This window comes from Nocardia iowensis (assembly GCF_019222765.1).
GTDB lineage: Bacteria > Actinomycetota > Actinomycetes > Mycobacteriales > Mycobacteriaceae > Nocardia > Nocardia iowensis.
Genome location: NZ_CP078145.1, coordinates 2,528,099 through 2,541,927, shown reverse-complemented (window position 1 = coordinate 2,541,927; position 13,829 = coordinate 2,528,099). Strand labels below are relative to the sequence as shown.

Annotated in this window: 13 protein-coding genes and 1 riboswitch; of the genes, 12 read left to right on the top strand and 1 reads right to left on the bottom strand. The window is 68.4% G+C overall.

The features are described from left to right. The first annotated feature begins 19 nt into the window (after positions 1-19). From KV110_RS11685 to KV110_RS11670, 4 genes are all read left to right on the top strand, one after another. Positions 20-1,585 (top strand): phytoene desaturase family protein, encoded by a 1,566-nt coding sequence (locus KV110_RS11685; protein ID WP_218475849.1) that lies wholly within the window; start codon positions 20-22, stop codon positions 1,583-1,585. Then, positions 1,582-2,415: a carotenoid biosynthesis protein gene (locus KV110_RS11680; protein WP_218475848.1), complete on the top strand. Its 834-nt coding sequence runs from the start codon at positions 1,582-1,584 to the stop codon at positions 2,413-2,415. The genes KV110_RS11685 and KV110_RS11680 overlap by 4 nt, the downstream gene beginning before the upstream one ends. A gap of 96 nt (positions 2,416-2,511) precedes the next feature. Continuing rightward, complete coding sequence (locus KV110_RS11675; RefSeq protein ID WP_218478374.1) at positions 2,512-3,258, top strand: LppM family (lipo)protein; 747 nt, start codon at positions 2,512-2,514, stop codon at positions 3,256-3,258. A 7-nt stretch (positions 3,259-3,265) separates the two neighbouring features. Next, entirely contained in the window at positions 3,266-4,453 is a 1,188-nt protein-coding gene (locus tag KV110_RS11670) for a glycosyltransferase family 2 protein (RefSeq protein ID WP_218475846.1), read from the top strand. 7 nt (positions 4,454-4,460) lie between these two features. Here KV110_RS11670 and KV110_RS11665 read toward each other — a convergent pair whose 3' ends face one another. Further along, positions 4,461-5,198 (bottom strand): hypothetical protein, encoded by a 738-nt coding sequence (locus KV110_RS11665; RefSeq protein WP_218475844.1) that lies wholly within the window; start codon positions 5,196-5,198, stop codon positions 4,461-4,463. Positions 5,199-5,559: 361 nt separating this feature from the next. Then, positions 5,560-5,654: riboswitch (SAM riboswitch) on the top strand. A 266-nt stretch (positions 5,655-5,920) separates the two neighbouring features. On the opposite strand from KV110_RS11665, the gene KV110_RS11660 reads away from it, so the two are divergent. Genes KV110_RS11660 through KV110_RS11625 form a run of 8 tightly spaced genes read left to right on the top strand, consistent with a single transcriptional unit; the run spans position 5,921 to position 13,828 of the window. Further along, complete coding sequence (locus KV110_RS11660) at positions 5,921-6,961, top strand: amino acid ABC transporter permease (RefSeq protein ID WP_218475842.1); 1,041 nt, start codon at positions 5,921-5,923, stop codon at positions 6,959-6,961. Then, positions 6,958-7,743: an amino acid ABC transporter ATP-binding protein gene (locus KV110_RS11655; protein ID WP_218475840.1), complete on the top strand. Its 786-nt coding sequence runs from the start codon at positions 6,958-6,960 to the stop codon at positions 7,741-7,743. Before KV110_RS11660 ends, KV110_RS11655 begins: the two co-directional genes overlap by 4 nt. Continuing rightward, positions 7,743-8,714: an ABC transporter substrate-binding protein gene (locus KV110_RS11650; protein ID WP_218475838.1), complete on the top strand. Its 972-nt coding sequence runs from the start codon at positions 7,743-7,745 to the stop codon at positions 8,712-8,714. Before KV110_RS11655 ends, KV110_RS11650 begins: the two co-directional genes overlap by 1 nt. A gap of 4 nt (positions 8,715-8,718) precedes the next feature. Then, positions 8,719-9,240 carry a GNAT family N-acetyltransferase gene (locus KV110_RS11645; RefSeq protein ID WP_246634477.1) on the top strand — a complete coding sequence of 174 codons (522 nt, stop codon included), beginning with the start codon at positions 8,719-8,721 and terminating at the stop codon, positions 9,238-9,240. After that, on the top strand, positions 9,237-10,340 hold the full coding sequence (locus KV110_RS11640) for an LLM class flavin-dependent oxidoreductase (RefSeq protein ID WP_218475836.1): 1,104 nt from the start codon (positions 9,237-9,239) through the stop codon (positions 10,338-10,340). Before KV110_RS11645 ends, KV110_RS11640 begins: the two co-directional genes overlap by 4 nt. Then, positions 10,337-11,956 (top strand): ABC transporter substrate-binding protein, encoded by a 1,620-nt coding sequence (locus KV110_RS11635; protein ID WP_218475834.1) that lies wholly within the window; start codon positions 10,337-10,339, stop codon positions 11,954-11,956. The genes KV110_RS11640 and KV110_RS11635 overlap by 4 nt, the downstream gene beginning before the upstream one ends. Before the next feature lie 2 nt (positions 11,957-11,958). Further along, the gene (locus KV110_RS11630; protein ID WP_218475832.1) at positions 11,959-12,969 is read left to right on the top strand and encodes an ABC transporter permease; all 1,011 of its coding nucleotides are present in this window, start codon (positions 11,959-11,961) and stop codon (positions 12,967-12,969) included. After that, complete coding sequence (locus KV110_RS11625; protein WP_393538917.1) at positions 12,962-13,828, top strand: ABC transporter permease; 867 nt, start codon at positions 12,962-12,964, stop codon at positions 13,826-13,828. The genes KV110_RS11630 and KV110_RS11625 overlap by 8 nt, the downstream gene beginning before the upstream one ends. The last annotated feature ends 1 nt before the right edge of the window (position 13,829 follow it).

The following is a 13,829-nucleotide window of genomic DNA, read 5'->3' as shown; positions in this document are numbered from 1 at the left end:
CTACCGGCATGCGGGTCACGTGACGATCGCGGTGGTCGGTTCGGGCCACAATGCGCTGGTCGCCGCCTGCTATCTCGCGCGCGCCGGGCATGCGGTGCAGGTGCTCGAACGTGACGAGGTGCTCGGCGGGGCGGTGTCGACGGTCGAGCGGTTTCCCGGTCACCTGGTCGACCGCGGGTCATCCGCGCACATCATGGTCCGGCACACCGGGATCATCGAGGAACTGGAGCTCGCCCGCTTCGGCCTGCGGTACATCGATTGCGACCCTTGGGGTTTCACCCCGGCTGCGGGCGGGCGCGCACCACTGGTGTTCCACCGCGATCTGGCTGCCACCTGCGCCTCGATCGCCGCCGCCTGCGGTGCCAGGGATGCGGCGGCGTATCGGCGTTTCGTCGAAGTGTGGGGGCCGCGCAGCGCCCGGGTGATGCGCGCGTTCGGCGGTGGGCCGACGCCGGGCCGGTTGCTGCGCTCGTTCTGGGGACTGGACGCCAAAGACGGCGGCAGTGCGTTGTCCCATGAGTTCCTGCAGTCCGGGGACGCCTTGCTGGACACGTACTTCCAGGACGAACGGCTCAAGGCGTCGCTGGCGTGGTTCGGCGCTCAGTCCGGTCCGCCGATGTCGGAACCGGGTACCGCGCCCATGGTCGGGTTCGCCGCTCTCATGCACACGCTGCCGCCCGGCCGGGCGGTCGGCGGCAGCGGGGCCTTGACCGAGGCACTGGTGCGGCGGCTGCGCTCCGACGGTGGCGAGGTGACGGCGGGTGACGCGGTCACCTCGTTGCGGCGCAATGGTGACAGCTGGCAAGTCGGTACCGCCTCGGGGCGAATCCTGCACGCCGACACCGTGATCGCGGGCACGCACGTGCTCACCACGCTGGATCTGTTGCGTGACGGCGGCTTCGACGGCAAGGTGCTCGACGACTGGCGGCGGCGCATCCGGGTCGGGCCCGGAATCGGGATGGTGGTACGGGTCGCCACCCGATCGTTGCCGAACTATCCCGGCAGCTCGATCGAGGAATCCGCCCGTGGCCTGCAATTTCTCGTGTCCGACCGGCGGCAGCTTCGGCTGGCCCACGGTGCCGCGTCGGCCGGTGACCTGCCGCCGCGGCCGGTGGTGCTGGCGATGAGTTTCAGCGCACTGGACCCGAGCATCGCCCCGCCCGGCGAGCATCAGCTCTCGCTGTGGGCACAGTGGCACCCGTACCGGCTGGCCGACGACAGCGACTGGGCCGAGCACGCCGACCGGGAAGCCGACCGCATCATTGCCGAAGTGGACTCCTACGCACCGGGTTTCGCCGATTCGGTGCTGCGCAGGCATGTGCAGACGCCGGTCGATCTGGAGCGGGAGATGGGGCTGCTCGGCGGCAATGTGATGCACGTGGAGATGTCGCTCGATCAGATGATGCTGTGGCGGCCGCTGCCGGAACTGTCCGGGCAGCGTGTGCCGGGCGCACCGGGGTTGTATCTGACCGGTGCGTCGACACATCCGGGTGGCGGTGTCTCCGGCGCCAGCGGGCGCAGTGCCGCCGACCTGGTCATCCGTGACCTGCGGCGCGGCCGATTCCCCTTGCTGCGCAGGCGATGACGAAGCCCGCGGCAGCGCCGCGCGTCGATCTTGTGCCCATCGCGCTGGCGGCGCTGCTGATCGTCGCGCAGATCGGGTACCCGCTGACGTCGGATGTTGCGCGAGACCGGGTCACCGCGGTGGTCGTCTTGCTCTCGGCGGGCACGGCATTGGCGCATGCGTCGGCGACGCGCGGGATTCGTTACGCGGCCGGGTTTTTGGTGATCGTCTCCGGGCTCGGGCTCACCGCCGAGATCGTCGGTACCGCAACGGGGTTCCCGTTCGGGTGTTACGAGTACGCGGTGGATCGGTTGGGTCCCGCGCTCGGCGGGGTGCCGCTGGTGGTTCCGCTGGCCTGGACCGGTGGGCTGTATCCGGTGTGGGTGGTGGTCGGGCTGATATCGCGCCGAGCGCTGTCACGGATCGGACTGACAGCGGTGGGTGCGGTCGGGTGGGATCTGTTCTTGGATCCGCAGATGGTCGCCGATGGGCAGTGGCGGTGGTGCGACACCGACTCAGGCCTGCCCGGCCTCGCCGAGATTCCGTACACCAACTACCTCGGGTGGTTCGCGGTGACACTACTGATGGGTGTGCTGTTGACCGTCTGGGATCGCGCGATCCCGTCAGTAGGGCTGGACGACACAGCGCGACACACTGGGCCGGGAACCGGTTCGGTCGCGGTGCCGGTGGTGGTTTTCCTCTGGACCTGGCTCGGGTCCACCCTCGCGCACGCCGTGTTTCTCGGCCTGCCGTTTTCGGCTGCCTACGGCGGCGTCGGGCTGGCCATAGTGGGCGTCCCGCTGCTGCGTCACCTCCACTTTTCCCGCCTCGGACCCGATCCGGTGGGCTAGGCGAAGCACATCGCGAGCCTCGTTCCGCCCGTCGCGTGGCCATCTGGACGGATGGCCTGGCACGATGTCCCCGTGCAGCCGAGTCCCGTCACCACGATGCCCGATGCCCCGGTACTACCGACGCCGCGGCAGCGCCGCCTTGGCGCGCGTATCGCCGCGGCCGTCCTGCTCGCGGCGTTGCTGGTTCCCGTACTCGCGGGCTGCCTGCGGGTGCAGGTATCGATGGGCGTCTCGTCCAATGACCGGGTGTCCGGGCGGATCGTCGCCGCGGTCGTCCCCACCGAGCCCAACGACAAGGGTCCACAGCTGAAAGCGCCCGACTCGCTCGCGGCGAAGGTGCGGGTGGAGCCCTACACCCAGGACGGCTACGTGGGTAGCCAGGTGTTCTTCGAGGACATGTCGTTCGGCGAGGTCGGACAGCTCGGTCAGCTGTCCGAACAGACCCAGGGCATGTTCCAGCTGGGCTTCCAGCGCACCGGCGACCTGGTCAGCCTCAGCGGCCGCGTCGATTTGAAGTCCGTGCCACCGCACGGCTCCGACGTGCAGTTCACCGTCGCGTTCCCGGCCCGCGTCGCCAAGACCAACGGCACCCGTGAAGGCGACAACATCGTCTCCTGGAAACTCCCCGCCGGCGACGTCTCCACCGTGCGCGCCGAGGTCAGCTACGCCGACCCCAACACCCGCTCCTTCGCGGGCTGGGCCGGCATCGTCGGCGGCATCACCCTCGCCGTCGCCGCCATCATCGCCACCATGGCCTACATGGACCGCAACCCGCCTGCCCCCGGCGCCCCCACCGGCCTCTCCTGGAGCCGCTGGTGGAAAACGGTCAAGCAGGGCCGTTGAACGGGACATGACGGAGGCTCCACTTGCGCTTTGCCGCAGGCAGGTCCCGTTCGTCGGATGGGTGACGCTGGTCGGGGCCGGTATCGCGGTGGGCGGGGCGGGGATCGGGCTGTTCAACCGGATGACAGTGCGGCAGCTGACGGACGCGGCGGGCGGTGTGACCGAGCCGGTGACCGTGTGTGTTCCGGCTCGTGACGAGGCGGAGCGATTGCCCGGGCTGCTTGCGGACCTGCGGGTGCAGCAGGGGGTGGCGCGGATGAGTGTGTTGATTCTCGATGACGCGTCGGGCGATGACACGTTTGCGGCGGCGATCGAGGCGGCCGGTGGCGATCCGCGAATCACGGTGTTGCGCAACGACACCGAACCAGCGCCCGGGTGGACCGGGAAGGCCGCCGCGTGTGCGCGATTGGCCGAGGCGGTGGCGACGCCGGTGCTGGTGTTCGTGGACGCGGATGTGCGACTGGGACCGGGTGCGGTCGCTGCGGCGGTCACCGAATTGCGCAGGCGGCGGGTCGCGTTGCTGTCACCTTGGCCGATGCAGCGGGCCGAGTCCGTGGCCGAGGCGTTGGTGCAGCCGCTGCTGTGCTGGTCGTGGGCGGCGACATTGCCGATTTCGGTGGCGAATCGGAGTCTGCGGCCGTCGACTTCGGTTGCCTGCGGCCAATTTCTGGTGTTCGACACCGCTGCCTACCGGGCCGTCGGCGGGCACGCCGCGGTGGCCGCCAGTGCCACCGAGGACCTTGATATCGCCCGAACACTGCGCCGCGCAGGACAACCCACCGCCCTCGTGGGCGCGGGACGGATGGCAAGCACCCGAATGTACTCGGGCGTACACGAACTCGACGACGGCTACACCCGCTGGCTGTGGTCGGCCTACGGCGGCACGATCCCGGGCGGCGCGGCCGTGGGACTTCTTGCCGCCCTCGGCTATTGGGTGCCACCGTTGGCGGCGTCGTGTGGTCGCGGCACCGTCCGCCGCATCGGACTCCTCGGCTACGCCGCCGCCGTCACCGGCAGGCTGTTGTCCCGCTCCCTCGAAACCGGCGGTCCGGTCGCCCCCGCCGATGTCGTTGCCGCACTGGCCCACCCGCTGTCCATCGCCGCCTATCTCCGGCTGTGGGTACGCTCCCACCGCGCCCGCCGACGCGGGACGCTGCGCTGGAAGGGTCGCGCGCTCGGTTCCGTCGGCGCCTAGCTGGGGCTTACCGAACCTCGGTGATGCCAACCGTGGGCAAGAAGAAGCAGGACTTTCCGCCGTTCTCCACCGTGCCGAAAACCGCGGCCAGCACGGTGCCGGTGCCGGTCTCGACGGGTACGGCGCGGACGCCGCCCATCGGGAGGGCGGCGAAAAAGAAGTCCTGGATGGCACGTTCGGCCATCGGGCGCAGGGCGGGCGGGACTTCGGCGGGAATCATGCCACCGAAGACGGTGGACAGCGGGCCCATGGCGGCCAGCCCGCCTCGGCCGCTCGTCAGGTTCATCCAGGCGACATGCATGCCGGTGGTGTCCGAGCCGTCGTGGCCCAACCCGTACGGGATGAAGGTGAACATGGTCTGCCCGGCCTTGACGGCGGTCAGGTCGAGGCCGGGAATGGCGACCGTGGTCTTGGGCCATGGGCCCGGCACGGCACCCGCCACCGCGGGGGCCAGTCCGTAGGTGGTGCCGTCGAGGCAGAACGCTGCCGCGGTCGGGTAGAGGAACGGCTGCATACCGAAGGAACGCAGGCCCTCGATCGCGGTGTTGTACACGCCGAGGACATCGCCGGGCGCGGCGGTACCGGTCTGGGCGGGACGATCCCCCGTCGTGCGGACCTCGCCAGGAGCGGGCGGCGCCGGGGCCGCACTCGCGACAGGAGCGGCCAGGGCCAGTGCGACCGAGCAGGTCGCGACAGCAGACAAAATGGTCAGACGGCGCATCACGGTCACGGAGACCTCTCTCATCGTCGACGCAATCGAAGGTCGACGGTACTCCGGCAAACCCGCTGAACTGGCTGTATTACGCCCGGCAAGTCATCGGCGTGTCCTGCGGACGACCTGCAAGGGGCCCCGCACAGCGCGAGTCGTACGCTGCTTCCGGCAGTACCGCCCGAATACGTGAGCAGCACACCGTCCAGGTGGCGCGGCACTGTCGCCGGAAACCGATCAGGCTGTGTCAGCACATGTCCGGCTATCGGATTTACTCCGCGAATCGGACCCCGGCAAGATCTACGCTCACCGTGATTACTTCCCTTGCCCCAGGGTTCGCCTGCTGGGCATGATAATTCGGCTCGACCCTGGCATCACCCGATGTCCGGATCGGCGACAACCATCCAGAGCGACCGAGAGACCTGGCTCGTCGACGTCGCAGCAACCCCCCGGTTCACCGGGTGCGGGTGCTTCCGCCGGGACCGATGGAGGAACCGAAGTGATCATTTCCGCTGCTCGCGGCACCCGTTGGGGCCGTCGCCATATCGATCAGTGCAAAGTGACGTCCGCGAGCTGTCGGGGCTGACCCGCAGCCAGTCTGTGCACCCGTCGCTGGCCGGGTGATGTGACCGCGGCCCGAGTGGCGCGGTCTCGTTCGTTCTTCCGAAGGACCCGTCATGAGTGAGCGTAGCGAGCGAACAAAAGGCACAGCTGCCAAACGCAGTCATGACGGAGCCGAGCGCCAGCGAGGTGGAGTCATGAGTGCGTCCGCCGCACCCGATGCCGCCGCCGTCCCCGGCGAAACCGACGCCGATACCGGCACGCCGGTTGCTGTCGACACCGCGACCGGTGCCGAAACCGCCGCAGACCCGGGGCAGGCCGCCCCCGCACCAACCGTGGCCAAACAGTGGCACCCGTGGCGGTGGGTGATCAGCGCCGTCGCGCTGATCCTGCTCGCGCAGTTCATCCATGGCCTGGCCACCAACCCGGGTTGGGATTGGCCGACGTTCGCCAAGTACGTCACCGCGGAATCAGTGCTGGCAGCGCTGAAAGTGACGCTGGAACTGACCGCTTGGGGAACGGCACTCGGCTTCCTGCTCGGCACCGCGCTGGCGATCGCCCGATTGTCGAACAACCCGGTGCTACGGGTGATCTCGTGGTGCTACATCTGGGCATTCCGCTCGATCCCGCTCATCGTGCAGCTGCTGTTCTGGTTCAACATCGCCTACCTGTACAACACGCTGTCGCTCGGAATCCCGTTCGGCCCCGCGTTTTTCACCTTCGAGGTGAACGGCGTGATCAGTGGCTTCACCGCGGCGGTGATCGGGCTGGCCCTGCATCAGGCGGCGTATTCGGCCGAGATCATCCGCGCCGGCATCATCTCCGTGGACGCGGGCCAGCTGGAAGCCGCTGCGGCGCTCGGCATTCCGCGCCTGCGACAGTTCCGCACCATCGTGGTCCCGCAAGCGATGCGGTCGATTCTGCCCAATGCGACCAACGAGGTGATCAGCCTGTTCAAGGGCACCTCGATCGTCTCGGTGATGGCGATCGCGGAACTGTTCTACCAGGTCCAGGTGATCTACGGACGCAACGGCCGGGTGGTGCCGCTGCTGATGGTCGCGACCGCCTGGTACATCGTGCTCACCACCGTGCTCTCGGTGGCGCAGTACTACATCGAGCGCCACTACGCCAAGGGCACCCAGCGCACCCCACCGCCGTCGCCGGTCGCGCGGGCCTGGCAGAAGCTGCGCGAGATCGCCGAAAACAGCACCACCGCACCACGAGGAGCGACCCGATGACCGCCGCACCCGCCGTCGAAATTCGCGGCGTCCGCAAATCCTATGGTGCGCACGAGGTGCTGCGTGGCGTCGATTTGACCGTGCGCTCCGGCGAGGTGGTGACGGTGATCGGTCCCTCCGGCTCCGGCAAGTCCACGCTGCTGCGGGTGGTCAATCATCTGGAGTCGCTGGATGCGGGCACCGTGCACATCGACGGTGAGCTGATCGGATATCGGCTGCGCCGCAACATGTTGCACGCGCTGCCCGATCGTGAGGTGCGCAAGCAGCGTTCCCGGATCGGGTTCGTCTTCCAGCAGTTCAACCTGTTCCCGCATTTGACGGTGCTCGACAATGTCACGCTCGCACCGCTTTCCACACACGGCCGCACAGCGGGCAAGCGCCGTGACCGCAAGGAGGTCGAAGCCGAGGCGCGGGTGCTGCTGGAGCGGGTCGGCATCGGCGAGTTGGCCGACGCGTATCCGCGCCGGCTGTCCGGCGGACAGCAGCAGCGGGTGGCGATCGCGCGGGCACTTGCCCTGCGCCCCCGAGTGATCCTGTTCGACGAGCCGACTTCCGCATTGGATCCCGAGCTGGTCGGCGAGGTGCTCGACGTGATCCGCGATCTCGCGCACGGCGGCACCGCACTGGTGATCGTCACCCACGAGATCGGCTTCGCCCGCGAAATCGCCGACACCGTCGTGTTCTTGGACGCGGGCGCCATCGTCGAACAGGGCACGCCGCAGTCCGTCCTCGATAATCCGCGCCACCCGCGCACCCGCGCCTTTCTGTCCCGAGTCCGCTGATGAACAGGTACCCGATGAAGCTTTCCGCCCTGGCCACCGCCGCGACCGCGGTCGTGCTGCTGGCCACCGGCTGCACCGACCCCGATGCGGATTCCGCGGGCCAGCCCGCCGGTGCGATCACCTTCGACCTCTCCGCCGCCCAGTCCGGCCGCGTCCGCGCCGCCAAGGTGGACAGCATCGCCGCCGAAGTGCCGCAGGCCATTCGGGACCGCGGCACCCTGGTGGTGACCGGCTCGTCCGGCACCGCGCCGCCGCTGCGCTTCTACGCCGAGGACGACAAGACCGTGGTCGGCTCCGAGGTCGATTTCGCCTCGCTGATCGCCGACATCCTCGGCCTGAAACTCGATGCGCAGGTGGCGGATTGGTCACAGAACTTCGTGCGCATCGATTCCGGTGAGGTCGACGCCTTCATCTCCAATGTCACGGTGACCGAGGAGCGCAAGGAGAAATATGACTTCGCCACCTACCGCAAGGACACTGTGGCGCTGGAAGTACCCAACCAGAGCACCCTGGCGTACCAGGACCGTAAGAGCCTGGCGGGCAAGCGGATCGGCGTCGGCAGCGGCACCAATCAGGAACAACTGCTGGTGAAGTGGAATGAGCAGAACCGCGCCGAGGGCCTGGCGCCCATCGACATCGCCTACTTCCAGCAGACCAGCGACTACTACCTCGCGCTCGCCTCGCAGCGGCTCGACGGCTACATCGGCCCCAACCCGACCGCGATCTATCACTCCGCCACGGCGAAACAGACGAAGATCCTGGCCACCTTCTCCGGCGCGGGCGACGCGTTGCAGGGCGAGATAGCGGTGCTCACCAAGAAGAACACCGGCCTGGCCGCCGCCATCCAGCACGCCCTCGCCTACGCCATCGAACATGGCACCTATCAGCAGGTGATCGATCGGTGGGGGCTGCGGACCGAGCAGGTCACCGAATCGCGGATCAACCCGCCCGGCCTACCGAAGGGGCGGTGAACCGGTGCCACAACAACTTTCGGCCCAGCACCTGCGGGTGCACCAGGTCGCCCAGGACGATCCGCTGGCCGCGCCGCTGCTCGCCGAGCTCGCCGTCGAGTACAGCAGCCGCTACGGCCGCAGCGCCGGTGAGATGCACGCGACGCTGCGCGACTATCCGGCCGCCGAGTTCGCGCCGCCGCACGGCGCGCTGCTCGTGGTCACCCGCGACGGCGAGGCGGTGGCGGGCGGCGCCTTCCAGCGTTATGACGCGGAAACGGCCGAGCTCAAACGGATCTGGACCGCACGCGAACATCGTAGGCAGGGGCTCGGGTTGTTCGTGCTGAAGCAGCTCGAAGCCGAAGTCGGGCGGCGCGGGTATCGGCGCATCTACCTGACCACCGGTCCGCGCCAGCCGGAAGCCGTCGGCCTCTACCTGGCCGCGGGCTACACCGCACTCTACGACCCGGCGGTGCCTGCCGAGCAGATCGGCCCGCACCCGTTCGAAAAGTACCTACCCGTCGACGAACTGGGAGCAACCGCATGAAGTTCCTGCTGTTCACCCTGGTCACGCGGGTGCCGGACCCGACGACCTTGCGCATGCCCGGCACCAGGGAACGGCTGCGCGACGTCGTCGAACAGGCAAGGCTGGCCGAGGATCTCGGGTACGACGGATTCGCCGTCGGTGAGCGGCACGAGGATCCGTTCCTGTCCGCCGCTCCCCCGGTGATCCTCAGCCATATCGCCGCGGTCACCTCGCGGATCACCTTGTTCACCGCGGTCACCACGCTCAGCCTGCTCGACCCGGTGCGCGCCTTCGAGGACTACTCGACGCTGGACAACCTGTCCGGTGGCCGGTTGGAGCTGATCATCGGTAAGGGCAACGGGACCGCGCAGGCCGAGCTGTTCCAGGTCACCACCGACGACCAGTGGGATCGCAATCGCGAAGGCTACGACCTGTTCCGGGCACTGTGGCGCAGCGACAACGTCACCTGGTCGGGCCGGTTCCGGCCGGAGTTGACGAACGCCAAGGCGCTGCCGCGGCCGTGGCAGCCGGAGATCCGGATCTGGCACGGCAGCGCAACCAGCCGCGACTCGGTGGAACTCGCGGCGCGCCATGGTGATCCGTTGTTCTCGGCGAATGTCACCAACCCGATCGAGCCGTACGCCGAACTGGTCCGTTACTACCGGGAGCGCTGGGAGTTCTACGGGCACAATCCCGCCGACGCGCTGGTCGGCGCGGGCACGGCCGGATTCCATGTCGCGCGAACATCCCAGCAGGCTCTTGACGTCTATCGGCCGATCTTCGAGGCGCGACTCGCGTCGGCACGCAGGCTCGGACTGCCGATCGTGTTCGAGACCCTGGACGATTTCGTCACTCGAAGTTCGGCGCTGGTCGGCAGCCCGGAGCAGGTGATCGACAAGGTCGGCAGGCAGCACGAGCGGTTCGGCCACGAGGTGATCCACCTGTCCGTCGAACGCGACGGCCGCCCGCAGATCGACTATCTGGACAGCCTGGCGCTGTTCCAGACCGAGGTGGCGCCGGAGCTGCGCCGTCGAATCCCCAGCCGCCCGTTGGCGACCGGCGCCGATCCGGACCCACGCGACGCGCTCGTCCGTACCGAAATATCTGGAGTAGCACCGTGATCCGAACCCGCCGCCGAATACTCGTGCTGGCAGCCGCACTTGCCACGGCCACCACCGTGGCTGCCTGTGGCAGTGATTCGGCCGCACCCGGCGGTGCCGCTGGCCCGCCGCAGCCGGGTGGCACCATGCGCTACGGCCTCTCGCAAGCGCCGACCTGCTCGGATCCCGCGCAGTCGGGCAGCAACCAAACCCTGTACGTGACGCGGCAGATCGTCGATTCGCTGACCGACCAGGACCCGGCGACGGGTGAGCTGAAGCCGTGGCTCGCGCGCAGCTGGGAGGTCACGCCGGACGCGAAGGTGTTCACCTTCCACCTGGTCGATGGCGTCACCTTCAGCGACGGCACCCCGCTGACCGCCGAGTCGGTGCGCAACACCTTCGATTCGATCATCCGGCTCGGTTCGGCCAAAGCACCGCTGGCCGCCAGCTACCTCACCAACTATGTCGGCACCACGGCCGTGGACCGGCTGACCGCACGGGTGGAGTTCAGCAAGCCCAACGCGCAATTCCTGCAGGCATCCTCGACCACCCAGCTCGGGATTCTGGCCGATGCCACCACCGGCAAGTCCGCCGAGCAACGCTGCCTCGGCGACAATATCGCCAGCGGTCCGTTCACCTACGGGAGCTACCGCCAGGACGCGTCGGTGACGCTGGCCAAACGCGCCGGTTACCAATGGGGTTCGGCGGTGTTCGGGCACCGTGGCGAGGCGTACCTGGACAAGATCGAATTCACGGTGGTGCCCGAATCCGGCGTGCGCACCGGCAGTCTCGCCTCGGGGCAGCTCGATGCCATCAGCGATGCGCTGCCGCAGGACACCCCGCAGATCGAGGCGACCGGCGGACGGGTATTGAGTACCGCGAATCCGGGTGTGCCGTTCGGCTTCCAGCCCAATGTGACCCGCGGTCCGTTGCGCGATCCCGCAGTCCGCCAAGCCCTGCTACCCGCGATCGACCGTAAGCAGCTGGTGGACACCGTGCTCGGACCGCAGTTCAAGCCCGCATCCAGCACGCTGGCCAGCAGTACGCCCGGCTATCAGGATCTTTCGGCGCGACTCGCGCACGACCCCGAGAAGGCGCGCGGCATTCTCGACCGGGCCGGTTGGGTGCCGGGCGGGGATGGCATCCGGGTGAAGAACGGTGAGCGGCTGTCCTTCTCGGTGATTTTCAGTCAGGTGTTCGCGGGCAATCAGGCGATCATCGAGCTGGTGCAGCAGCAACTGCGGCAGGTCGGGGTCGAACTGAAGCTGGACCTGTTGTCGCTCGCCGAGACAACGGCGCGGCAGAACGCGAAGGATTTCGACAGCACCTACTACAACACCACCCGCGCCGACGGGGACATCCTGCGCACCACGTTCGGCCTCGACGGCCGCAATCTCAATGCGCGCGACCGCGTCCCGGCACTGGACGACGCGTTGGACGGTCAGCTGAGCACGGCCGACACCGATGCGCGAACCGCCCTCGTGCACACCGCCCAGCAGCAGGCGCTCGACGCCGGGCTGTGGATTCCGACGGTGGAACTGTCCCAGGCGATCGGTGCGAGCGGCACCGCCCAGGACCTGAGGTTCGAGGCGTCGGCGCGACTACAGTTCTTCGACACCTGGCTGAGCGGGCGGTAGCGATGGCGCGCTATCTGACGCTGCGGGTGCTGCAAGCGGCATGGGTGCTGTGGGCGGCGTTCACCATCTCCTTCGTGGTGCTCTACCTGTTGCCCGCCGATCCCATCTCGATCGCGGCCGACGGCGCCGGTGCGGGCACACCGGTGGACAAAGCGGCCATCGCCGAACTACAGGCCCGCTACGGACTGGATCGCCCACTGTGGGAACAGTATTGGACGGCGCTCGGGCATGCGGTGCACGGCGACCTCGGACATTCGATCGTCACCGGGCAGCCGGTCACCGACGCCATCGGCGACGCGCTGCCGTCGACGCTCGGATTGGCCGGGCTCGCCTTGCTTTTCGCGACTATCGGCGGCGTGGCGCTGGCGCTGGCCGCGACCTACACCCGGCGACCATGGCTGCGCACCGCACTCGGCGCGCTGCCCTCCCTAGGGGTGTCGGTGCCGACCTTCTGGACCGGTCTGCTACTGCTGCAACTGTTCTCGTTCCACTGGCGGCTTGCTCCCGCCTTCGGCGGTCACGGCTTCTCGGGCACGGTACTGCCCGCGCTGACCCTGGCCATGCCGATCGGTGCGGTGATCGCCCAGGTGCTGGCCTCGGGCCTGGCATCGACCTGGCGGCAGCCGTTTGTGGATGTAGCGCTGGCGAAGGGTGGTTCGCGCTGGTGGGTGCAACGCAAGCACGTGCTGCGCCCGGCCAGCGTGCCCACCTTCACCATCGCTGGCGTGTTGGTCGGCAACATGCTCGCCGGATCGGTCGTGGTGGAAACCGTCTTCGCCCGCCCTGGCGTCGGGCGCCTCACCCAGACCGCCGTGCTGGCCCAGGACATTCCGGTGGTGCAGGGCGTCGTCCTGCTCACCTCGCTCGTCTTCGTGACGGTGAATCTCGCGGTGGACCTATTGTATCCGCTGCTCGACCCGCGCATCGCCGCGCGTTCCTGGCGCGCGGCCCCGGCTGAAAACACGCCCGCCGAGCTCGGCGGCACTGCCGAAAAGGTGGCCATACATGGTTGACGTCATCGATGAACGACGGCGCGCGACCTTCCCGCGGCTGCGCGGCCCCGTCCTGCACTGGAAGTGGTTGCGTGACAATGCGGTACTGACATTGTCCGGGCTGGTCGCGGCGCTCGCCGTCGGCTGGGCGCTCTTTCCTTCGGTATTCGCCAGTGGCGATCCGCTGACCGGGATACCTGCGCAGAAGTTCCAAAGCCCCAGCGCGCAACATTGGTTCGGCACCGACAATCTCGGGCGCGATCTCTACACGCGCATGGTGCACGGCGCGGGCCTTTCGCTCACCGCCACGCTTGCCGCGGTCGGCATCGCGCTCATCGCGGGATCGGTCCTCGGCCTGCTGTCCGGGGCGGCCGGTGGGGTTGTCGACACCGTGGTCATGCGCTTCGTCGATGTGCTGCTGTCGATTCCGGCGCTGCTGCTGTCGCTGGCACTGGTCACCGCGCTCGGCTTCGGCACCCGCAATGTGGCGATCGCGGTGGGTGTCTCGCTGGTCGCCAACTTCGCGCGAGTGATGCGATCGGACGTGCTGCGGGTGCGCCACGCGGTGTACGTCGAGGCCGCGCAGGCATCCGGTGTCCGCTGGTACACGGTCCTGCTGCGACACGTGCTGCCCAACTCCTACCAGCCGGTGCTCGCGCTGGCCGCCGTCGAGTTCGGTATGGCCGTGCTCTCGGTCTCGGCGCTGAGCTTCCTCGGCTACGGCGCGAAACCACCGATCCCCGAATGGGGTTCGCTCATCTCCGAGGGCCGCAACTACCTCGCCACCGCCTGGTGGATGACCACGCTCCCCGGCCTGGTCATCATCGCGGTCGTCTTGGCCGCCCAGCGTCTCGGGCGCGCCGCAGGAAGGAACGAATAGC